Genomic DNA, 21,195 nt, shown 5'->3' with positions numbered 1-21,195 from the left:
CTGCTACCGCATTCGCACCGCTGTCGTCGCCGCGCCCGTAAACGCGAGAGAAACCGCGCAAATCCCAGGTCAGCTTCTATCGCGTTTAGCGGTTTCTCGTGCTTTTGCCCCGGCGAAGGTGGCCAGCGGACTCCGGCGAAGGCGCCGACCGGTCCCCAGCCGCCTCGCTCGCCTAGCGCGGCTCCGGCGGCGCCAAGCGAATGGTGCTGGACCCTCCGGAACCGAGCGGCAGGTGCGGGTCGCGCGCGGGCACGAAGATCGCGAACCGCGCGGGGCTGCGAGCCTGGAGCTCCATGCGCCCGCCATCGGCCTCGACGAGCGCGCGAGCGAGCGCGAGCCCCACCCCGGACGAGCCGCGGCCAGAGAAGCCCCGCTCGAAGATCCGCGGCGCGATATCGTCGGGCACGCCGGGGCCCTGATCGGCGACCTCGACGCACACCATGGTGCGACGGTCATCGCTGCTCACGTGGCGCACGGAGAGGGTGCAGGTGCCATCTCCGTGGGCGAGCGCGTTATCCACGAGAACGGCGACCGCCTCACGGAGCCGGGGGGCGGTGGCGTGGGCGAGAGTGCCGTTGTGGCCGAACAGCTTGATCTGCCGTCCCGCCTCGCCGAATTGCTTCTCCCAGTCCTTGATGGCGACACGCAGTTCCTGCATGACGTCGATCGCCGTGACATCCGACCGGTTCTGGTCGCGGGAGGCGCGCACGAGGTCGTTGACGGCCTGGGTGAGCCGGTCCACCTGGGACAGCGCTGCGGTGGACTCCTCCACGACATCAGGGTCGCTATGGAAGGAGAGCTCGTCGAGGCGCAGGCGCACCGCGGTCAGGCGGCTGCGCAACTGGTGGGAAACGTCCCCGACGAGGCTGCGCTCGCGCTGCAGCCGCTCGGAGATCTCGACGCTCGCGGCATCGAGCACATCGGAGACACGGTCGAGCTCGGGGATGCCGTAGCGCTTCGGGTCGGGGCGGAAATCACCGGCTCCGAGGCGCGCCGCGCGGGCCGCCACATCGCGCAGTGGGTCGGAGAGGCGCCGCGCCGTGACGAGGGCGACGACAGAGCCAGCGAGCACGGACGCTGCCACGAGGGCCGTCACGACGGCCGCCGATCTCCACTGCGCGGCACGCATCTCCTCTGGCGGAACCTCGAGCCGCAGCGATCCCGATACACCGAGCGACAGCGACTCGATGATCGCGTTCTCCACGTAGGCGGCCCCGACGGAGGCGCGGGAGGCACTATCGAGAGGCGTCGGATAGATCACCTCGAGCCGTCCTCCGGGCGGGACCACGAGGCGCAGCTGCTCGGTGTCGAGCCGTCCGGGCACGAGTCCTTCCTGGCCTTGCTGGTCCCGCACCTCGACAGCCATCTGATCGAGCCTGCGCTTGAGGTCAGCGCGGGTGAAGTCCTCGACGAGGCGCCAGGATGCGAGAAGCAGCGGAAGTCCGAGCATGAGCACGACGAGCACCACGACCGCGACGGTGGAGAGCAGGATCCGCCGCTTCACCGTGGATCCCCGAGGCCTGGATCCCGGAGGCCTGGATCACCGGGGCCTGGCGCGCTACTGGTCCGCATTGAAGCGGAATCCTACGCCCCGGACAGTGGCGATGCGGCGCCCTAGCTCCTTGCCCTCGTCGCCGATCTTGCGGCGCAACCAGGACATGTGCATGTCCAGGGTCTTGGAGCCGCGCAGGTCCACATCGCCCCATACCTCGCGCTGGATCTCCTCGCGCTCGACGACCTCCCCGGCATGCTCCATGAGGAACTTCAGCAGCTCGTACTCCTTGTTCGCGAGCGTCAGTTCCCTCCCGTCGCGGGTGACGCGGCGAGCGGGCTTGTCCAGGATGATGTCACCGATCTCGATGACCGCATCGTCAGCGCTGCTGCCACGGCGGCGCATGAGCGCGCGCACGCGGGCAAGGAGCTCCGCGAGGCGGAACGGCTTGCCCACGTAGTCATCGGCGCCAGCGTCGAGGCCCACCACGAAGTCGACCTCATCGGTGCGGGCGGTCAGCATGAGCACGGGCAGGTCGATGCCCTGCGAGCGCATCTTGCGGCACACCTCGAGCCCGTCCATGCCAGGCAGGCCCAGGTCGAGGAGCAGCAGGTCCGGCGGGTCCTCGACGATGAGCGCGTATGCCTCATCACCGGTGGGCGCGATGCGCACCTCATAGCCCTCTCGCTCCAGCGCCCGCGCGAGCGGGGCAGCGATGGCGTCATCATCTTCGGCGAGCAGAACGGTCCTCACGGCACTAGCCTAGTAAGAATGCCCGGAGATGGCTCGCATCCTCGATGACCATGTGCAGCGCCACCCTTGCCAAAGCTCGTGGCGGGAATCACATTCCGGCCGCCGGTCAGCGCGCGCGGAACGCATCGAGGAACCGCCGGGGCCGCGCAATGGGCTGATTGCCGAACACCTGGTGGTAGATCACCGCATGGGTGAGCCGCGCCTCGGGCACGTGGGCGAACTCGAATGGCGGCTCGCCGATCGGCGCGATCAGCAGCGTGCCGGTGCCGACGAGGCGGTCAAGCATGCCGCGGCGGTACCGGATCCCGGCGACCCGCTGCAGCGGGATGTCGAACCCGCGGGTGCGCAGCAGTCCCTCGCGGACCGCGATGCGGTGCGAGGTGACGATCAGCGCGGTGCGCCACCACCCGATGAAGGGCTTGACGAACTTCCGCGCGACGATCAGCGCCCAGATCGCGAGGACGAGGAGGATCGCGATTCCCCGCACCTCGACGGGGGCCTGGGCCTCGAGGAACCCCACTATCAGCCCCGCGATCCCGGTCAGCACGATCATCAGGATGGCGGGGCCCAGCATCATCTTCCAATGCGGATGGCGGCGCAGCAGCACGCGCTCGCCCTGCGCTGCACCCGGAAACTCCATGAGCGTTATTGTGCCTTGCGCAGGTGCGTGACGTCACCCGCCGAGACGACGCGCTCCCCTTCCCCGGGCACTGCGATGACCAGGCAGCCAGCCTCGTCGATGCGCTCGGCCATCCCGGTGACGGTTCTGCCCGGCAGCGCCACGGACACCTCGGCCCCGAGGGTCGACGAGAGGGCAACGTACTGGTCCCGCAAGGGACCGGGTGCCCCGCCGCTCGCGATCCACACGTCCACCGCACGGGTGAGCCGGGACAGCACGGCAACGGCAAGGCTGGATCGGTCAGGAACGCTGCCGGACTCCAGGTACAGCGATGTGGCATCGGTCACTGGAAGCTCGCCGCGCTCGGTCGAGGCGTTGATGCCGAATCCGACGACCACTGTCGCAGGACCAGGCATGGGCGCCACCTCGGCGAGGATGCCCGCCACTTTCCTGCCGTCGACATGCACGTCGTTGGGCCACTTGAGGGTGGCCTGCACGCCGGTCTCGTCCCGGATCGCAGAGGCGAGGGCCACGCCGGTGAGGAGCGGGAGCCAGCCAAGCCGCGCAGGCGGCACGCCCGCGGCGCGCAGCAGCACCGAGGCGATGAGGGAAGTGCCGGGGGTGGTCTCCCAGGTGCGCGAGTGGCGGCCGCGGCCGGCGGTCTGCTGCTCGGCGAGGAGCACGGTGCGGTCCGTGGCCGTGGAGGCACTGGCCAGCAGGTCCGCGTTGGTCGAGCCGGTCGAGCCGACAACCTTCACGCTGTTCCAGCCCGCCTCGGCGAGCCGGGGCGCGAGCTCGGCAGCATTCAGGGGTGGGCGCGCCCCCTCGGATCCGGCGCGAGCAGGTTCGGGAGGCTGGTTCTCGGTCATGGTGCTGACGCTACGCGCGGGCACCGCTCCGTTGGGCCTTCCTGGTGCAGTTGGCAGGCGCTGGGGCAGGTTTTTGGCGGTATCGCTTAGGTATACGTCCCAGGTTTTGGAGACCACTGTCCGCGAGGGACCAAGGTTTCTCGATACACTCGCCGCCATGACCAGTGTGACCGAGCCAGAGCGAACCTCGCCCGACGCGTCCCCCGGCACTGATGCGGCGAAGGCGGATATCCACACCACAGCGGGAAAGCTCGCCGATCTGCAGCGCCGCCTCGAGGAGGCCAAGCACCCGGTGGGCGAGGCCGCGGTGCAGAAGGTCCACGACAAGGGCAAGTTCACCGCGCGGGAGCGGATCAAGCTGCTGCTCGATGACGGCTCGTTCGTCGAGCTCGACGCGCTCGCCCGGCACCGGTCCACCAATTTCGGGCTGGCCGACAACCGGCCGCTCGGCGATGGAGTGGTCACCGGCTACGGCACGATCGACGGCCGCGAGGTGTGCGTGTTCAGCCAGGATGCCGCGGTGTTCGGTGGCAGCCTCGGCGAGGTGTACGGCGAGAAGATCGTCAAGGTGATGGACCTCGCCATCAAGACCGGCCGGCCCTTGATCGGCATCAACGAGGGCGCGGGCGCGCGCATCCAGGAAGGCGTCGTCTCCCTCGGCCTCTACGGCGAGATATTCCACCGCAACGTGCTGGCCTCCGGCGTGATCCCGCAGATCTCGCTGATCATGGGTGCCGCGGCGGGCGGGCACGTCTACTCGCCCGCGCTGACGGACTTCGTGATCATGGTGGACCAGAAGTCCCAGATGTTCGTCACCGGCCCGGACGTCATCAAGACGGTCACCGGCGAGGAAGTCACCATGGAGGAGCTTGGTGGCGCCCACACGCACATGGTGAAGTCCGGCGTGGCGCACTATGTCGCCAACGACGAGACCGACGCTCTCGACTATGTCCGGGAGCTCCTGAGCTTCCTGCCGAGCAACAATCGCGGCGAGGCGCCCCGCTTCCCAGCCGATTCCCCCATCTCCGGCAGTGCCGAGGACTCCCTGACCGCCGAGGACCTCGAGCTTGACACGATCATCCCCGACTCCCCCAACCAGCCGTACGACATGCACGATGTGATTGCCCGCATTGTCGATGACAGCGAGTTCCTCGAGGTGCAGGCCCAGCGGGCGATGAACATCCTGTGCGGGTTCGCGCGCGTGGAGGGCCGCAGCGTCGGCATCGTCGCCAACCAGCCCACCCAGTTCGCGGGCACGCTCGACATCGCCGCGTCGGAGAAGGCAGCCCGGTTCGTGCGCACCTGCGACGCGTTCAACGTGCCGATCCTCACCCTTGTTGACGTGCCCGGCTTCCTGCCCGGCACCGACCAGGAGTTCAACGGCATCATTCGGCGCGGCGCCAAGCTGCTCTATGCCTACGGCGAGGCCACCGTTGGCAAGATCACTGTCATCACCCGGAAGGCCTACGGCGGCGCCTACGACGTGATGGGCTCCAAGCACATGGGTGCCGACGTCAACATCGCCTGGCCCACCGCCCAGATCGCGGTGATGGGCGCGTCCGGCGCTGTCGGGTTCGTCTACCGCCGCAAGCTGCTCGAGGCCGCGAAGAACGGCGAGGACGTCGACGCGCTGCGCTTGCAGCTCCAGCAGGAGTACGAGGACACGCTCGTCAACCCCTACATGGCGGCCGAGCGTGGCTACCTCGATGCGGTGATCCCGCCGTCGCACACCCGCTGGCATGTCTCCACCGCGCTGCGCCTGCTCGAGCGCAAGGTGGTCAATGTGCCGGCGAAGAAGCATGGGAACATTCCGCTGTGAGTACTGGAGAAGCGAGCGCCCCAGAAGCGAGCGCCCCAGAAGAGAGCGCTCCTGTATTCCTCCGGGTGGAGCGGGGCCAGCCGACCGCCGATGAGCTCGCCGCCGTGGTGGCGGTCCTTGCCGGTGCCGCTGCCGCGAGCGCCGGGGCCGGGGTCCAGGATCCGCGTCCCCGCGAGCTGTGGGGCGACCCCGTGGACAACCTGCGGCACAACCCGCCCCTGCCGCCGCGCGCATATGTCAACGGGCGCGCGTGGCGGTGACGACCCGCCTCGTGCTCGCGTCGGCGTCGCCGGCGAGGCTCGCGGTGCTGCGGGCCGCCGGCGTCGAGCCGCTCGTCCAGGTCTCCGGGGTGGACGAGGAAGCGATCATCGAAAGCCTCGGGCCGGGAGCGGGCCCCGAGGAGACGGTGATCCGGCTCGCGCAGGCCAAGGCGCATTCGGTGGCGAACGATATCGTCCCCGACCTCGATGGGGTGTGCTGGGCGGGTGCCGAGGATGTGCTTGATTGCGTGGTGATCGGCTGCGACTCCATGCTGCGCATCGGCGGGGAGCTGCAGGGCAAGCCACTTTCGCGGGACGTGGCACGGGACCGCTGGAAAACGATGATGGGGAGCACCGGCGACCTGCTGACCGGTCATTGCGTGGTCCGGGTCCGCGACGGCGCTATCGTCGATGAGGCCACCGGCTGCTCCACCACGCGCGTGCACTTCGGCGCGCCGTCCGAGCCGGACCTCGAGGCGTACCTGGCTACCGGGGAGCCCCTGGAGGTGGCGGGGGCGTTCACTCTCGACGGGCTCGGCGGCTGGTTCATCGACCGCATCGAGGGCGACCCTTCCTCGGTCATCGGGATCGGCCTCCCGCTGGTGCGGGAACTGCTCGGCAAGGTCGGGGTCACCGTCTCCACGCTGTGGCGCTAGGCACGTGCTCACAGCGCACGCCCCGCATGAGCAGGTGACGGCCGAGGATGAGCGTGACTGGCATGATGGTGCCGTCCCAGCCAAACGAACGGACGGTTGACGATCTGCATGCCCACGCGCCGTGATTTCCTCGCCCTCTCCGCCACCGCGGTCTTGCTCGCGGGATGCTCGGGGAACGGCGATGCCGGGGAGGAGCGCGCGCCCACCCGGACAGTCTCCACTCCCCTGGGGGAGGTAGAGATCCCGGCCGAGCCCCAGCGTGTCCTGGCGATCGACACGCGGCAGGACCTCGAGATCGCGCTCGCGCTCGGTCTCCCCGTGGTGGGCTACACGTCGCGGGCGGTACCGCCATGGGTGCCGCTCGGTGGTGGGGCGGAATCGCTGGAATCACCGGTGGATGTGGAGGAGGTCCGGGAGCTTGGCCCCGACCTCATTCTCGCGACGAACATCGAGGACCCCTACTGGCTCGCGCCCGGGCTGGCCGAGGTAGCGCCGGTGCTGCCGATCGATCCCGAGGCCCCATGGCCGGAGAACCTGCGCGCGGTCGCGGGCTGGCTGGGCGCTGAGCAGGCCGCGCGCGACGCGCTGGAACGGTACGACGAAAGGCTGCAGCGAGTCCGGGAGCGGCACGGGACAGCGGCGATGACGGAGACGGTCGCGGTGCTGGACCTTCGCACCCCTGGCCGCGTCGGCGATCTCAGCCATCCGCCCGGAGTGCCGTCCATGGTGCTTGCTGATCTCGAGGTGCCAGTGCTGCGCTTCACGCGGTCCGCGGACGAGCAGCTCGGGCGCGAGGCCGGTGAGGTGCTCGCGGGCGCGGATCGTCTCCTGGTGGTCTCCAATGAACCTGGCCTGGATGCGGCGTCCCTCGCCGACGATGAGGTGTTCGGCACGCTAGCCGCCGTCCGTGATGGACGTCTCGTCGTCACCGGCGATGTTGGCTACGGCTCGTTGTACACGGCGCTGGAGATCCTGATGCAGATGGACCAGTTGCTCGGGCGCTAGCGCGACCGTCGAAAGTGTGATGCGCCTCACCTGTGGGCGGGCGGAGATACGGATGAGGTGATCGTCGCCGCGCGTGGAAACCGCTACCGTTGAGGTGACAACATTTCCACGGGCATTCAAAAGGAGCTGACACCGTGCCTGTACCTCCTGAGAACAACCCAGCGTTTGCCGAGTACGCCCACCCCGAGCGCCTGGTTTCCACCGAGTGGCTGTCCTCGAACCTGGGCAGGCCCGGGCTGAAGGTCGTGGAGTCCGACGAGGACGTCCTGGTCTACGACATCGGTCACGTTCCCGGCGCCATCAAGATCGACTGGCACCTCGACCTCAATGATCCCGTGCAGCGCGACTACATCGATGGCGAGCAGTTCGCCGCCCTGATGAGCCGCAAGGGCATCAGCCGCGACGACACCATCGTCGTCTACGGCGACAAGTCCAACTGGTGGGCCGCCTACGCGATGTGGGTCTTCACGCTGTTCGGGCATCCCGATGTGCGCCTCCTCGATGGCGGGCGCGACGCGTGGATCTCCGAGGAGCGCGATACGAGCTTCGACGTGCCCCGGCTCCCCCCGACCGACTACCCGGTGGTGGAGCGGGATGACACCGTGATCCGCGCCTACCAGGACCAGGTGCTCGAGCACCTCGGCGGCGGCCCGCTGGTGGATGTGCGATCCCCGCAGGAGTACACCGGCGAGCGCACCCACATGCCCGATTACCCCGAGGAGGGCGCCCTGCGCGGCGGGCACATCCCCACCGCCGTGAGCATCCCGTGGGCGAAGGCCGCGGCGAGCGACAGCCGCTTCAAGTCGCGCGCCCAGCTCGAGGAGGTCTACGGCGGCATGGCTCCCACCGATGACACGATCGTCTACTGCCGCATCGGCGAGCGCTCGAGCCACACCTGGTTCGTCCTCACCTACCTGCTCGGATTCACCCGCGTGCGCAACTATGACGGCTCGTGGACCGAGTGGGGCAACACGGTGCGTGTCCCGATCGCCAAGGGCGAGCAGCCCGGTCCGGCTCCCGCTGCATCATGACAGGCAGCACGGTGCCCGGATCGTTGCAGGAGATCATCGACGACTTCCAGGCCATGGAGGGCGAGGAGCGCGTGCAGCTGCTGCTCGAGTTCAGCCGCGAGCTGCCCCCGCTGCCGCCCGAGCTCGAGGAGGCGGCGATGGAACCAGTGCCCGAATGCCAGTCGCCGCTGTTCCTTTCCGTCGATGCCACCGACAGGGCCGCGGTCGTGCTGCACTTCAGCGCGCCGCAGGAAGCACCCACCACGCGCGGGTTCGCCTCCATCCTCCATCAGGGGCTCGACGGGCTCAGCGCCGACGAGATCCTCGGCGTGCCCGATGATTTCTACCTGCAGCTCGGTCTCGAGTCGATCGTCAGCCCGCTGCGGCTGCGCGGCATGTCCGCCATGCTCACGCGGGTGAAGCGCCGCGTCCGCGAGGGCTGAGGCAGCAGGTCCAGGACCGGCGCGCACAGGATTCCGGTGGATATTCTGTCGCGTCGGTCACTCCGTTGCGTCCCCTGTTCTGCGAGAGTCAGGGGTAACGAGTTCTCCCCAGATCGGCAGCCGGCTCACACATACCGGCGCCGACTGCATAGACTCATCACCGACGCAACCTCGATCCGTTGTTCCCGGGGGGTGTCGCACGACCGTGCCGGCCCCCGGTGAGCAACCTTGTTGAACCCAGGAGGGTCAGTGCCCAGCGAGACGACTGCACGCATCACCAAGGTCCTCGTTGCCAACCGTGGCGAGATTGCGGTGCGGGTGATCCGGGGGGCCCGGGACGCGGGCATCGCGAGCGTCGCCGTGTACGCCGAGCCCGATGCCAACGCTCCGTTCGTGCGGCTCGCCGATGAGGCCTACGCCCTTGGCGGGCAGACCTCGGCGGAGTCCTACCTCGTCTTCGACAAGGTGATCGACGCCGCCCGCCAGTCCGGCGCGAACGCGATCCACCCCGGCTACGGGTTCCTCTCCGAGAACGGCGACTTCGCGCAGGCGGTGATCGACGCCGGGCTGATCTGGATCGGCCCGGACCCGCAGTCCATCCGCGACCTCGGCGACAAGGTCACCGCGCGCCACATCGCGATGCGCGCCGGTGCCCCGCTCGTGCCCGGAACCGCCGATCCCGCCGCGAACGCGGACGAGGTCGTGGACTTCGCCAAGGAGCATGGCCTGCCCATCGCGATCAAGGCAGCATTCGGTGGCGGCGGCCGCGGCATGAAGGTCGCCCGCACGATGGAGGAGATCCCCGAGCTGTTCGACTCCGCCACCCGCGAGGCAGTCTCGGCGTTCGGTCGTGGCGAGTGCTTCGTGGAGCGCTACCTCGACAAGCCCCGCCACGTCGAGGCACAGGTGATCGCCGACAAGCACGGCAACGTCGTGGTCGTCGGCACCCGTGATTGCTCGCTGCAGCGCCGCTTCCAGAAGCTCGTCGAGGAGGCACCCGCCCCGTTCCTCTCCGACGCGCAGCGCGATGAGATCCACAGCTCCGCCAAGGCCATCTGCCGGGAGGCCCACTACCACGGTGCTGGCACCGTCGAGTACCTCGTCGGCCAGGATGGGCTGATCTCGTTCCTCGAGGTCAACACGCGCCTGCAGGTGGAGCATCCAGTCACCGAGGAGACCTCCGGCATCGACCTCGTGCGCGAGCAGTTCCGCATCGCCGAGGGCCAGGTCCTCGACCTCAAAGAGGATCCCAAGCCGCGCGGCCACTCGTTCGAGTTCCGCATCAACGGCGAGGACGCGGCCCGCAACTTCCTGCCCGCCCCCGGCGCGATCACCACCTATGAGGTTCCTTCCGGCCCCGGCGTTCGCGTCGACTCGGGCGTGGAGGCAGGCAGCATCATCGGTGGCCAGTTCGACTCGATGCTCGCCAAGCTCATCGTCACCGGCGCTACCCGCCAGGAGGCGCTCGAGCGGTCCCGCCGCGCGCTCGCCGAGTTCGTCGTCGATGGCATGGCCACGGTGATCCCGTTCCACCGGGCCGTCATCGAGGATCCCGCCTTCATCGGCGACGCCAACGGGTTCGAGGTGCACACCCGCTGGATCGAGACCGAGTGGGACAACAACGTCGAGCCGTTCGGCGGCGGCCTTGCCCCCGAGGAGGAAGTCCTGCCCCGGCAGAAGCTGGTCGTCGAGGTCGGCGGCAAGCGCCTCGAGGTCTCGCTGCCCGGTGATTTCTCCGTCGCTGCGAACGGCAATGGCGGCGCCCGCAAGAAGCCGAAGTCGCGCACCCGCGGCGCGGCCGGCGGCGCGGGAGCCTCCGGTGATGCCGTCGTCGCGCCCATGCAGGGCACCGTGGTGAAGGTCGCGGTCGAGGAGGGCCAGGAGATCCAGGAGGGCGAGCTCGTGGTCGTCCTCGAGGCGATGAAGATGGAGAACCCCGTCACCGCGCACAAGAGCGGAACCGTCACCGGGCTCGAGGTCAGCCCCGGCACCGCGGTCACCCAGGGCACAGTCCTGCTCGAGCTCAAGTAGCACCGGCAGCTTTCACGACCCACGGATCCCCCATGCTGCCGATACAATCGGCAGCATGGGGGATTCTCCGGATAGACGTCCAGAAGTGCGCATCGGCCATGCCGAGCGGCAGGCTGCCCTTGATGCGCTGGCCGAGCATTTCAGCGAGGGCAGGCTCACGCTGCCCGAGTTCGATGAGCGGACCGCGCGCGCGGCAGCGGCTCTCACTCGCGCCGAGCTCGAGCCGCTATTCGACGACCTGCCCGCGCTCGGCAGCACAACCGCCGTGCCCGCCGTGCCGGCTGCGCCGCAGGACCCCACGCCATTGCGGCAGCGCATCCCCCGCGACACCATCATGGCGCTCTCGCCGTTCGTGGCGCTCGCGCTGTTCATCATCCTCGATTTCCCGAACGACTGGCTGCTGTTCCTCCTGATCCCAGTGATGGGCATCGTGCTCTACGCCGGGGACGAGGAAGGCTGCGGTGAGGACTCCGGCAAGGACTAGCCCCGCGATAAGGCGGACTAGCGACACGGCAGACTGGGGGGCATGGAACCAGTCGAGATCAATGCCGGCCAGTGGTACTTGCGGGCCCTGCGCCATGACGAGCGCGTCAATGATTCCGCCGCCCTACGGGCTCACGGCATCACCGAGCCCGCGGAATACGTCGCCCGATGCTCGAGCGACTGGGCCAGCGAGCAGCGGCTCACCTGGGCAGTGTGCGAGCCCACCACGGGCGAGATGCTGGGCGAGGTCATCGTGGAGCCGGTCGACCCGCCCGTGCGCGAGGGTGGCGCGGCACGCCTGGAGTCCTGGGGGGTCGCCGGGACCGAGGAGGCCATCGCCACCGCGCGCGCGTCGGTGCTGCGCTTCGCGCGCGGTGGGCTTGGCCTCGAGCTGGCGGACCAGATGTGATCTTGTCGGCCGCGCGGGCCATCCACCCGGAGCCGCGGGTAGCGTGATCAGGAGACGAGGCTCAGGGAGGTGCTCATGTCCACTCGCTCACCCATCCGGGTCGCGGTCACGGGCGCGGCAGGAACGATCGGGTACTCGATGCTGTTCCGCATCGCGTCGGGAGCCATGCTCGGCTCGGATGTCCCGGTCCGGCTGAGCCTGCTGGAGATCCCGCAGGCCCTGCGCGCCGCCGAGGGCGTTGCCATGGAGCTCGCCGACTCCGCATTCCCTCTCCTTGATGGCGTGGACATCACCGATGATCCCCGGGAAGCATTCGATGGCGCTTCGGTGGCCCTGCTCGTGGGGGCCCGCCCGCGCGCCGTGGGGATGGAGCGCAAGGACCTGCTCGAGGTCAACGGAGCGATCTTTGGCCCGCAGGGGCGCGCGATCAACGACGTCGCGGCAGAGGACGTGCGCATCGTGGTAGTGGGCAATCCCGCGAACACCAACGCCGCCATCGCGCGGGCGCATGCCCCCGATGTTCCCGCGTCGCGGTTCACCGCGCTCACGCGGCTCGACCACAATCGCGCGCTCGCGCAGCTCGCCATCCGGGCCGACGTTCCGGTGGGCCAGGTGCGCAACGTGACGATCTGGGGCAATCATTCCGCGACCCAGTACCCGGACATCTTCCATGCGGACGTAGCGGGCAAGCCCGGCGCCGAGCTCGCTCGCGATGAGGCCTGGCTGACCGAGCAGTTCATCCCCACCGTGGCGCAGCGCGGTTCGGCGATCATCGAGGCGCGGGGCACATCCTCCGCGGCGTCCGCGGCGAACGCGACGATTGATCATGTGCGCGACTGGTCGCTCGGCACGCCCGAGGACACGTGGACCTCGGTAGCACTGCCCTCCCCTGGCTTGTACGGCGTGCCCGAGGGCCTGGTTTCCTCGTTCCCCGTGGTCTCGCGGGGCGGCGAGTGGGAGATCGTCGAGGGGCTCGAGCATGGCGAGCTGTCACGGCGACGGATCGCGGCATCGGTGGCGGAGCTCGAGGAGGAGCGATCGGCGGTCGAGGCGCTGGGGCTGCTGCCGGGGTGATCGTGGTGCGCGCGCTGCCGCTGCTGGCCTCCTTCGTGGTGGTGTGCGTGATGCTGTTCTCCCCCGCGCCTGAGACCAGCAGCGCGATACCGCACCTCGACAAGGCGATTCATGCGGGCATGTTCGTAGCGCTCGCCGTGGCCTCGCGATTCGCCCGCATTCCCGTGATGGCGAGCCTCGGGTGGCTGCTGCTGTTCGCGGTGGCGTCGGAGGTCTTGCAGGGCGCGCTGCCCATTGATCGGTCCCCGGATCCCATCGACGCGGTCGCCGACGCGTTTGGTGCGATAATGGGAATCCTGTTGTACAACAAGCTTTTTGATGCGCGAAGCGAGGATACTGCGTGACCGTTCAAGTCCCGTTCACGAAGAGAACGATTCACCCGACGGCACGTCCAGTGCACCCCGCCCCGCGTACCGGAAGCGGTAGAGTAGCAATTGTGAGCAATGCGCGCGACAAGGAATCCGCACCGGAAAGCCCGGTAGCGAGAACGTCGCGCGTCCGCCTGAGGCTGCCGCTTCCCCTCTCCCTCGGCGGCAATGGCCACCACCGCGATCTCGTGCCCGAACCGCTCGAGCCAAGCGGCAACGATCCCGCGTCCCACCACGGGCGGGTTCCCGATGCGCTGCGCTCCGTGGTCGCGGTCCCCGGTCATCTCGGCAAGACGGCGAAGGGCGCGCTCACCCCGGCTCGCAATGCGATCGTGCATGCCTCCCACACGCTGACGCCCCGCCCGTCCCCCGAGCCCGATCCCCCCGTGCTCACAGCGAGCGATGCGGAGATCCTGCGCGCTGTGCAGCAGGAACTGCAGATCCTCGCGCGCACAGTCCGGGACCGCCGCATCCGCCGCCGCCTCCACGCCGCCCGCGAATGCCTCAACGAGGTGGGCAAGGAGACCAAGACCTCCGGGCTGGTGCCGCGACGGTCGCGCAATCGGGATTCGCTCGCCCGGCTCCAGCACGTGCGGGCCGTCGAGCTGCAGCGCCGCCGAAATCCGCTGCATCCCCTGCGGTATCCCGGCTACATGAAGTTCGCCATCAGCAAGATCTAGCAAGATCAAAGGTCTCGATACGGCAACGATCACCATCGCCTACACTGCTGTAATGCCGGGGATCACCAGATCGAAGCGGTGGGCCGCGATCGCGCTCGCCACGCTCACCACTATCGCCGCGACCAGCCTCGCGACCAGCGCCCAGGCCCAATCGCCCGGCTTCTACAACCCTCCGGCCGCGGCCAGCACGGCCAGCCCCGGGAACATCGTCAAGGCCGAGCCGCTCACCCTCCTGCTCGAGATCCCCACCCCCGACGGCATCCTGCCCGCAGCGGGCACCCGCATCATGTACGGCAGCACCGACGGCAACGGGCAACCCACCACCGTGACCGGCACCTACCTCGATCCTGCTGTCCCCTGGAACGGGCCCGGGCAGCGCCCACTCGTCAGCCTCGCGCCCGGGACGCAGGGGCAGGGCGATCAATGCGCCCCCTCCAAGCTCGCCAGCCAGCTCATCCAGTACACCCCACCACTCGACCTCCGCGGCGAATACGAGATCCCCTTCATCACCGCCATGCTCGCCCAGGGCATCGCCGTTGTCGTCACCGACTACCAGGGACTCGGCACCCCCGGTCACCACACCTACGTCAACCGCCTCGCCCAGGGCCATGCCGTCCTTGACGCCGCCCGTGCCGCGCAGCAGCTCCCCGGCACCCGCATCACCAACAACGGCCCCATCGCGCTGTGGGGCTACTCCCAGGGCGGATCCGCTGCAGCCTCCGCAGCCGAGCTGCACAGCACCTACGCGCCCGAGCTCGACCTCAAGGGCACCTACGCCGGGGCGCCACCGGCCGATCTCGCCGCCGTGCTCCGGGAGATCGACGGCACCATCCTCACCGGCGCCATCGGCTACGCCATCAACGGCTTCACCGAGACCTACCCCGAGATAAAGCCCGTCCTCGAATCCGAGATCAACGAGCGTGGCGCCACCATGCTCCGCGACGTGGCCGGACAATGCGTCGCCGAGACCGCCCTCAGCTACGGCTTCCAGCAGACCAGCAGCTTCACCCGGACCGGGGAGCCCCTTTCCACCGTCCTCGACCGCTATGACATCGCCGCCCGCATCCTCGCGGACCAGAAGCTCGGCACTCTCGACCCCAGTGCCCCCGTGCTCCTGCAGTTCGGCACCGCCGACGACCTCATCCCCGCCGGGCAAGTCCGCCAGCTCGCCGCTGACTGGTGCTCCCGCGGCGCCACCGTCCAGCTCTCCGAGAACCCGCTGCCCCCGATCCTGCCTGGCCTCGCTGTCAACCACGCCCTCCCCTATGTCGCGGGCATCGCCGAATCCATCACCTTCATCAACGACCGGATCGCCGACCGCCCCGTGACGGGAAACTGCTAGCAGCATCGTCGGCGCACCACGAGCAACCACCGATTGTTGCTAGCATTCGCGGGTGCAGCGAAATCTCGTCATGACCGTCATCGGCGATGACCGCGCCGGCCTCGTATCGGCGCTAGCCACCGTCATCACCGCGCATAGCGGAAACTGGGAACGCAGCCAGATGGCTGAGCTAGCCGGGAAGTTCGCCGGGATCCTCGTGGTCACTGTGCCTGCCGAGCAGGTCGACGCGTTGATCACCGCAACACGGGCGCTCGACGGGCTCCTCGATGTCTCGGTCCACGAGGGCGCCGGGCCCGCCGCTGCCGGTGAGAAGCCGCGGCATCTCGCGATCAGCGTGCTGGGAAACGACCATCCCGGCATCGTCCACGAGCTCTCCTCCGCCCTCAGCTCGCGCGGGCTGAGCATCGACAAGGTCACCACCGCCACGCGCGAGGCACCCATGGCCGGGGGCATGCTCTTCGAGGCACACCTCGAGGTGCGGCTGCCACACGACATCGAAGTGTCCTCCATCCGTTCCGACCTCGAGCGCATCGCGGCGGAGCTGCTCGTCGACCTCGAGATCGACGAGCGGCACGACGCGACCATCTGACGGGCGTCGCACGGGCTGGCGGCTGGCGTTCTCGGCGGCGAGAGTGCGATAAACGCCAGCAAATCGCGATGGAGCTGTCGTTTATCGCACGCTCGCGCGACAATCGCACAGTCGGGGCGCCGGAGCGAGGCCGAGCCCAACCGAACCCGAGCCCCCGCTACCTCCGCGCGTCCACCACGTCGGTGACGGGCTCGAGGAGGTACTCGCGCGATTCGGGCGCGGCAGCACGCAGCGCATCGGCGGAGGCGTCGTCGGGTTGCTGCTGGGAGTCGATCTCGGCCTTGACCCGCGCGTCGAAGAGCTCGACCTCGCGGCGGCGCTCCTGCTCGTTCCAGCCGAGCACGGGCGCGACGAGGGAGGCGACCTCCTCGGCGCAGTCGACGCCCCGGTGGGAGTACTCGATGGCGATGCGGGTACGCCGGGCCAGGATGTCCTCGAGGTGCAGGGCCCCCTCGGCGGCGACGGCATACACGATCTCGACCTTGAGGTAGTCGGGCGCATCAGTGAGTGGCTCGAGGAGCGTCGGATCATTCTCGGCGAGGGCGAGCACGTCGCCGATGAGGGATCCGTAGCGGTCGAGGAGATGCCGCACCCGGTAGGGGTGCACGCCGTATTGCGCGCCAAGGTGGTCTGCCTGGTTGACGAGCGCATGGTATCCATCCGCGCCGAGCAGTGGAACTTGCTCGGTGATCGACGGCGCGACCCGCACGGGAACGTACCGGACTGCGGCCTCGATCGCGTCAGCGGCCATTACGCGGTAGGTGGTGTACTTCCCGCCAGCTATGGCGATGAGCCCGGGCGCGACCTCCGCGACGGCATGCTCGCGGGAGAGCTTGGAGGTGCTGTCGCTCTCGCCGGCGAGCAGTGGACGCAGGCCTGCGTACACACCGGTGATGTCCTCGGGACGCAGCGGGGTCACGAGCACCTTGTTGACGTGGGCGAGGATGTACTCGATGTCGGCGCGCGTCGCGGCGGGGTGCGCGAGGTCGAGGTGCCAGTCGGTGTCGGTGGTGCCGATGATCCAGTGCCGGCCCCACGGGATGACGAACAGCACGGACTTCTCGGTGCGCAGGATGATCGCGGACTCGCTGATGATGCGATCCCGTGGCACCACGATGTGCACGCCCTTCGACGCGCGCACTCGGAAGCGGCCGCGCTGCCCCGAGAGTTCTTGCAGCTCATCGGTCCACACGCCGGCGCAGTTGACTACCGCGTGGGCGCGCACCTGCCCGATCTCCCCGGTCTCGCAGTCCTGCACGCGCACTCCGGCGACACGGTCCGCTTCCTTGAGGAAACCGACGACCTGTGTCGAGCAACGCACGATCGCCCCGTAGTTCGCGGCGGTGCGGGCGACGGTCATGGTGTGCCGGGCGTCGTCGACGACGGTATCGAAATACCGGATCCCGCCGATCAGGGAGCGTCGCTTGAGCGCGGGCGCCATGCGCAGCGCCCCGGCCCTGGTCAGTTGCTTCTGCGCCGGCACTGATTTCGCGCCGCCCATGCGGTCATACAGGAAGATGCCCGCGGAGACGTAGGGCCGCTCCCAGTAGCGCTTGGTGAGGGGGAACAGGAACTCCAGTGGCTTCACGAGGTGCGGCGCGAGGCGGCTCATCGCCAGCTCCCGCTCGTGCAGGGCCTCGCGCACCAGGCCGAACTCCAGCTGCTCCAGGTAGCGCAGGCCACCGTGGAACATCTTCGACGACCGGCTCGAGGTGCCCGATGCCAGGTCGCGCGCCTCGACGAGACCCACGCGCAGGCCACGGGTCGCGGCATCCAGCGCGGCCCCGCAGCCGACGATGCCACCGCCAATGACGAGCACGTCGAACATCTCGGTCGTCAGCGCGTTCCATGCCTCGTCGCGCCGGCGCGGACCTAGCACGTGGTTGTCCGAACGGTGTGCCACCATGTCTCCCTCGGCATCATCCCGCGCGCCCCTGCCCGGGCCCGCAGTGCATTGTCGCCTCGGTGCCCAGGCTAGAGGCACCCATGCGATCCCGCACTTGCCTCACCAACAGCGACACACGACCGTGATATGCCCATTGGTGGACCAAAGCCGCGGAACCACCGTGGAATGCCCGCCGCATGCTCCCTCGGCCTAGTAGCTTGGGCACGACATGCACGCCCCATCCGCAGGAGCAGACATGACCGCGACCCCCGCCGCAGATCCGTCGAAGTACATCGCCGCGATCGACCAGGGAACCACCTCGAGCCGCTGCATCATCTTCGACCATGCCGGGCGCATCGTCACCACGGTGCAGAAGGAGCACCAGCAGATCTTCCCCCACGCGGGATGGGTCGAGCATGATCCCGTCGAGATCTGGACCAATGTCCGCGAGGTCGTCGGCGGTGCCATCGCCAAGGCTGACCTCCCCAGGGATGCCATCGCTGCCGTGGGCATCACCAACCAGCGCGAGACCACCGTCGTCTGGGACCGCGCCACCGGCGAGCCCCTCTACAACGCCATCGTCTGGCAGGACACCCGCACCGAGCCGATCTGCGAGGAGCTCGCCGCCGAGCACGGCCCCGACCGGTTCCGCGACCGCACCGGGCTGCCCATCTCCACCTACTTCGCCGGGCCCAAGATCCGCTGGATCCTCGACAACGTCGACGGTGCCCGCGAGCGCGCCGAGAATGGCGAGCTGTGCTTCGGGACCATGGACACCTGGGTGCTGTGGAACGCCACGGGCGGCCCCGCGCGCAACGGCGAGCCGGAAGGCGTCCACGTCACCGACGTCACCAACGCCTCACGCACCCTCCTGATGGACCTGCGCACCCTCGAGTGGGATGCCGAGCTGTGCGAGGCCATCGGCATCCCCATGGCCATGCTGCCCGAGATCCGCAGCTCGTCCGAGCACTACGGCACCATCCGGCCCCGCCGCGGCCTCGACGGCGTCCCCATCACCGGGATCCTCGGCGACCAGCAGGCCGCCACCTTCGGCCAGGCCTGCCTCTCCCCCGGCGAGGCCAAGAACACCTACGGCACCGGCAACTTCCTGCTCCTCAACACCGGCACCGAACCTGTCACCAGCACCCACGGCCTGCTCACCACCGTCGCCTACAAGATCGGCAACGGCCCCGCCGTCTACGCCCTCGAAGGATCCATCGCCGTCACCGGCTCGCTGGTGCAATGGCTCCGCGACAACCTCGGCATGATCCGCGACGCCCCCGAGATCGAGGCCCTTGCCCGCGAAGTGCCCGACAACGGCGACGTCTACTTCGTGCCCGCGTTCTCCGGGCTCTTCGCTCCCCGATGGCGGCCCGATGCCCGCGGCGCCCTCGTCGGCCTCACTCGCTTCCACACCAAGCACCACATCGCCCGCGCGGCCCTCGAGGCCACGGCGTACCAGACCCGCGAGGTGCTCGAGGCCGCCCACGCCGACTCCGGCGTGCAGCTCTCCGCTCTCAAGGTCGACGGCGGCATGGTCGCCAATGACCTCCTCATGCAGTTCCAGGCCGACATCCTCGGCGTGCCCGTGATCCGGCCCGTCGTCTCCGAGACCACCGCTCTTGGCGCGGCATACGCGGCCGGGCTCGCCGTCGGGTACTGGTCCAGCGAGGACGAGATCCGGGACAACTGGGTCGAGGACAAGATCTGGGAACCGAGCATGGATGCCGACGAGCGCGAGCACCTCTACGCGCAATGGAACAAGGCCGTGGAGCGCACCTACGGCTGGGCGTAGCGGGATTGGGGTCGGGGCTTGAGCCTGGCTGGTTGGGGCGGTTGGGCTCCCTAGTCGGCAAAAGCACGGGAAAACGTCAAACGCGATAGAAGCCGCCTGGGGATTCCGGCGGCTTCTATCGCGTTCGCGGATGCGATCAAACTAGTCGAGGTCGTCGTGGCGCATGAGCTGCCGGGCGGCCTCGTTGATGGAGCCCGACAGCGAGGGGTACACCGAGAAGGTGGAGGCGAGGTCGTTGACGCTCAGGTGGTTCTGCACGGCCATGGCGATGGGCAGGATCAGCTCGGAGGCGTCGGGGGCGACGATGACTCCGCCGATGACCACTCCCGTGGCGGGGCGGCAGAAGATCTTCACGAAGCCGCGGCGCAATCCCATCATCTTGGCGCGCGGGTTGGTGTTGAGCGGCAGCATGACGGTACGTGCAGGAATGTGACCCTCGTCGATGGCGCTCTGGGCGACGCCGACGGTGGCGATCTCCGGGCGGGTGAAGATGGCGGAGGCAACCGTCTTGAGCTTGATCGGGTTCACTCCCTCGCCGAGCGCGTGATACATGGCGATGCGGCCCTGCATCGCGGCGACCGAGGCGAGTGGCAGCAGTCCGGTGCAGTCACCGGCGGCATACACGCCGGGGACAGTGGTGCGGGAAACGCGATCGACCTGGATGTAGCCGCCCTCGTTGGTCTCGATGCCAACGCTGTCGAGTCCGAGGGTGCCGGTGTTCGGGACCGAGCCGACCGTCATGAGGGCGTGGCTGCCCTCGACCGTGCGCCCGTCATCGATCGTGACGAGGACACCATCGGCGGTGGTCTCGACGGCGTCGGCGCGGGCGTGCTTGATCAGGGTGACGCCACGCTCGGCGAAGGATTCCTCGAGCACGATGGCGGCGTCGGCGTCCTCCGAGGGCAGCACGCGATCCCGGCTGGTGACGACGGTGACCTTGACGCCCATCTCGGTGTAGGCGTTGACGAACTCGACACCGGTGACACCGGATCCCACCACGATGAGGTGCTCGGGCAGGTCCTCGAGGTCGTAGAGATGACGCCAGGTGAGGATGCGCTTGCCGTCAGGCTTCGCGCGAGGGAGCACGCGGGGCGCGGAGCCCGTGGCGATCAGGACGACCTCGGCGTCGATGGTGCACTGCTCGCCATTGAACAGGTCGGCCTGCACGGTGTGCGTGGCAAGCCCCCGGGCGGAATCGACGAGCTTGCCGACGCCGTTGAGCAGGGTCACGCCTTCCCGCTGGAGGCGCGCGCGGATGTCCGCGGATTGCGCCTGGGCGAGGCTCTTGACGCGTTCATGGACTTGCGGGACGGAGATGCCAACGTTGTTCAGGTCGAACTCGATGCCCAGCGCGGAAGCCCGGCGCAGGTCGGAGCGGATACCGGTGGAGGCGATGAATGTCTTGGACGGCACGCAGTCATAGAGGACGCAGGCCCCGCCGATCCCGTCGGCATCAACGACGGTGACCTCGCCTCCGTGTTGTGCTGCGACGAGCGCGGCCTCGTAGCCCGCTGGTCCGCCGCCAATAATGACTATCCGGGTCATTGGTGGGATCCTCCGTCCGCCATGGGTGAGCGTCGTTCCGGTGTCCAACGCTATAGCGTCGGCGTGGA

At 68.7% G+C, this 21,195-nt stretch carries 21 protein-coding genes; 15 read left to right on the top strand and 6 right to left on the bottom strand.

The genetic code is table 11. The features are described from left to right. Nucleotides 1-172: 172 nt before the first annotated feature. The 4 genes from QC765_RS15750 to QC765_RS15735 form a co-directional block, all read right to left on the bottom strand. The gene (locus QC765_RS15750) at nucleotides 173-1,504 is read right to left on the bottom strand and encodes a sensor histidine kinase (RefSeq protein ID WP_278315388.1); all 1,332 of its coding nucleotides are present in this window, start codon (nucleotides 1,502-1,504) and stop codon (nucleotides 173-175) included. Between the two features lie 54 nt (nucleotides 1,505-1,558). Further along, nucleotides 1,559-2,245 (bottom strand): response regulator transcription factor, encoded by a 687-nt coding sequence (locus tag QC765_RS15745; protein ID WP_278315387.1) that lies wholly within the window; start codon nucleotides 2,243-2,245, stop codon nucleotides 1,559-1,561. A 106-nt stretch (nucleotides 2,246-2,351) separates the two neighbouring features. After that, nucleotides 2,352-2,885: a PH domain-containing protein gene (locus QC765_RS15740; RefSeq protein WP_278315386.1), complete on the bottom strand. Its 534-nt coding sequence runs from the start codon at nucleotides 2,883-2,885 to the stop codon at nucleotides 2,352-2,354. 5 nt (nucleotides 2,886-2,890) lie between these two features. Beyond that, nucleotides 2,891-3,733 carry a biotin--[acetyl-CoA-carboxylase] ligase gene (locus tag QC765_RS15735; RefSeq protein WP_278315385.1) on the bottom strand — a complete coding sequence of 281 codons (843 nt, stop codon included), beginning with the start codon at nucleotides 3,731-3,733 and terminating at the stop codon, nucleotides 2,891-2,893. Nucleotides 3,734-3,890: 157 nt separating this feature from the next. On the opposite strand from QC765_RS15735, the gene QC765_RS15730 reads away from it, so the two are divergent. The 14 genes from QC765_RS15730 to QC765_RS15665 all read left to right on the top strand — a co-directional run bounded on the left by QC765_RS15730 (nucleotide 3,891) and on the right by QC765_RS15665 (nucleotide 15,902). Continuing rightward, complete coding sequence (locus tag QC765_RS15730) at nucleotides 3,891-5,552, top strand: acyl-CoA carboxylase subunit beta (RefSeq protein ID WP_278315384.1); 1,662 nt, start codon at nucleotides 3,891-3,893, stop codon at nucleotides 5,550-5,552. Then, on the top strand, nucleotides 5,549-5,812 hold the full coding sequence (locus tag QC765_RS15725; RefSeq protein WP_278315383.1) for an acyl-CoA carboxylase epsilon subunit: 264 nt from the start codon (nucleotides 5,549-5,551) through the stop codon (nucleotides 5,810-5,812). Before QC765_RS15730 ends, QC765_RS15725 begins: the two co-directional genes overlap by 4 nt. Then, nucleotides 5,809-6,468, top strand: a complete 660-nt coding sequence (locus tag QC765_RS15720; RefSeq protein WP_278315415.1) for a Maf family protein — start codon at nucleotides 5,809-5,811, stop codon at nucleotides 6,466-6,468. Before QC765_RS15725 ends, QC765_RS15720 begins: the two co-directional genes overlap by 4 nt. A 108-nt stretch (nucleotides 6,469-6,576) precedes the next feature. Next, nucleotides 6,577-7,473: an ABC transporter substrate-binding protein gene (locus QC765_RS15715; protein ID WP_278315382.1), complete on the top strand. Its 897-nt coding sequence runs from the start codon at nucleotides 6,577-6,579 to the stop codon at nucleotides 7,471-7,473. Nucleotides 7,474-7,607: 134 nt separating this feature from the next. Beyond that, entirely contained in the window at nucleotides 7,608-8,504 is an 897-nt protein-coding gene (locus QC765_RS15710; protein ID WP_278315381.1) for a sulfurtransferase, read from the top strand. Beyond that, nucleotides 8,501-8,926 (top strand): SufE family protein, encoded by a 426-nt coding sequence (locus QC765_RS15705; protein WP_278315380.1) that lies wholly within the window; start codon nucleotides 8,501-8,503, stop codon nucleotides 8,924-8,926. Before QC765_RS15710 ends, QC765_RS15705 begins: the two co-directional genes overlap by 4 nt. Nucleotides 8,927-9,175: 249 nt before the next feature. Then, nucleotides 9,176-10,957, top strand: a complete 1,782-nt coding sequence (locus QC765_RS15700) for an acetyl/propionyl/methylcrotonyl-CoA carboxylase subunit alpha (RefSeq protein ID WP_278315379.1) — start codon at nucleotides 9,176-9,178, stop codon at nucleotides 10,955-10,957. 55 nt (nucleotides 10,958-11,012) lie between these two features. Beyond that, nucleotides 11,013-11,441 carry a DUF1707 SHOCT-like domain-containing protein gene (locus tag QC765_RS15695; RefSeq protein WP_278315378.1) on the top strand — a complete coding sequence of 143 codons (429 nt, stop codon included), beginning with the start codon at nucleotides 11,013-11,015 and terminating at the stop codon, nucleotides 11,439-11,441. Between the two features lie 42 nt (nucleotides 11,442-11,483). After that, the gene (locus QC765_RS15690) at nucleotides 11,484-11,849 is read left to right on the top strand and encodes a GNAT family N-acetyltransferase (protein ID WP_278315377.1); all 366 of its coding nucleotides are present in this window, start codon (nucleotides 11,484-11,486) and stop codon (nucleotides 11,847-11,849) included. A 75-nt stretch (nucleotides 11,850-11,924) separates the two neighbouring features. After that, nucleotides 11,925-12,923 (top strand): malate dehydrogenase, encoded by a 999-nt coding sequence (locus QC765_RS15685; RefSeq protein WP_278315376.1) that lies wholly within the window; start codon nucleotides 11,925-11,927, stop codon nucleotides 12,921-12,923. After that, on the top strand, nucleotides 12,920-13,267 hold the full coding sequence (locus QC765_RS15680; protein WP_278315375.1) for a VanZ family protein: 348 nt from the start codon (nucleotides 12,920-12,922) through the stop codon (nucleotides 13,265-13,267). The genes QC765_RS15685 and QC765_RS15680 overlap by 4 nt, the downstream gene beginning before the upstream one ends. A 92-nt stretch (nucleotides 13,268-13,359) precedes the next feature. Beyond that, on the top strand, nucleotides 13,360-13,971 hold the full coding sequence (locus tag QC765_RS15675; protein WP_278315374.1) for a hypothetical protein: 612 nt from the start codon (nucleotides 13,360-13,362) through the stop codon (nucleotides 13,969-13,971). 52 nt (nucleotides 13,972-14,023) lie between these two features. Continuing rightward, on the top strand, nucleotides 14,024-15,313 hold the full coding sequence (locus QC765_RS15670; RefSeq protein ID WP_278315373.1) for an alpha/beta fold hydrolase: 1,290 nt from the start codon (nucleotides 14,024-14,026) through the stop codon (nucleotides 15,311-15,313). 52 nt (nucleotides 15,314-15,365) lie between these two features. Then, on the top strand, nucleotides 15,366-15,902 hold the full coding sequence (locus QC765_RS15665; RefSeq protein WP_309297311.1) for a glycine cleavage system transcriptional repressor: 537 nt from the start codon (nucleotides 15,366-15,368) through the stop codon (nucleotides 15,900-15,902). 157 nt (nucleotides 15,903-16,059) lie between these two features. Here QC765_RS15665 and glpD read toward each other — a convergent pair whose 3' ends face one another. Beyond that, nucleotides 16,060-17,808, bottom strand: a complete 1,749-nt coding sequence (gene glpD, locus QC765_RS15660) for a glycerol-3-phosphate dehydrogenase (RefSeq protein WP_278315372.1) — start codon at nucleotides 17,806-17,808, stop codon at nucleotides 16,060-16,062. A gap of 235 nt (nucleotides 17,809-18,043) precedes the next feature. Between glpD and glpK the strand changes: the two genes are divergently transcribed. After that, entirely contained in the window at nucleotides 18,044-19,582 is a 1,539-nt protein-coding gene (gene glpK, locus QC765_RS15655; protein ID WP_278315371.1) for a glycerol kinase GlpK, read from the top strand. Nucleotides 19,583-19,723: 141 nt separating this feature from the next. Here the strand turns inward: glpK and QC765_RS15650 are convergent, their stop codons facing one another. Continuing rightward, nucleotides 19,724-21,127 carry an NAD(P)H-quinone dehydrogenase gene (locus tag QC765_RS15650; protein ID WP_278315370.1) on the bottom strand — a complete coding sequence of 468 codons (1,404 nt, stop codon included), beginning with the start codon at nucleotides 21,125-21,127 and terminating at the stop codon, nucleotides 19,724-19,726. Nucleotides 21,128-21,195 lie beyond the last annotated feature (68 nt).

The sequence above is a fragment of the Hoyosella levis genome (assembly GCF_026008515.1).
GTDB classification, from domain to species: Bacteria; Actinomycetota; Actinomycetes; order Mycobacteriales; family Mycobacteriaceae; genus Lolliginicoccus; species Lolliginicoccus levis.
This window is presented reverse-complemented; position numbering and strand designations above follow the sequence as displayed.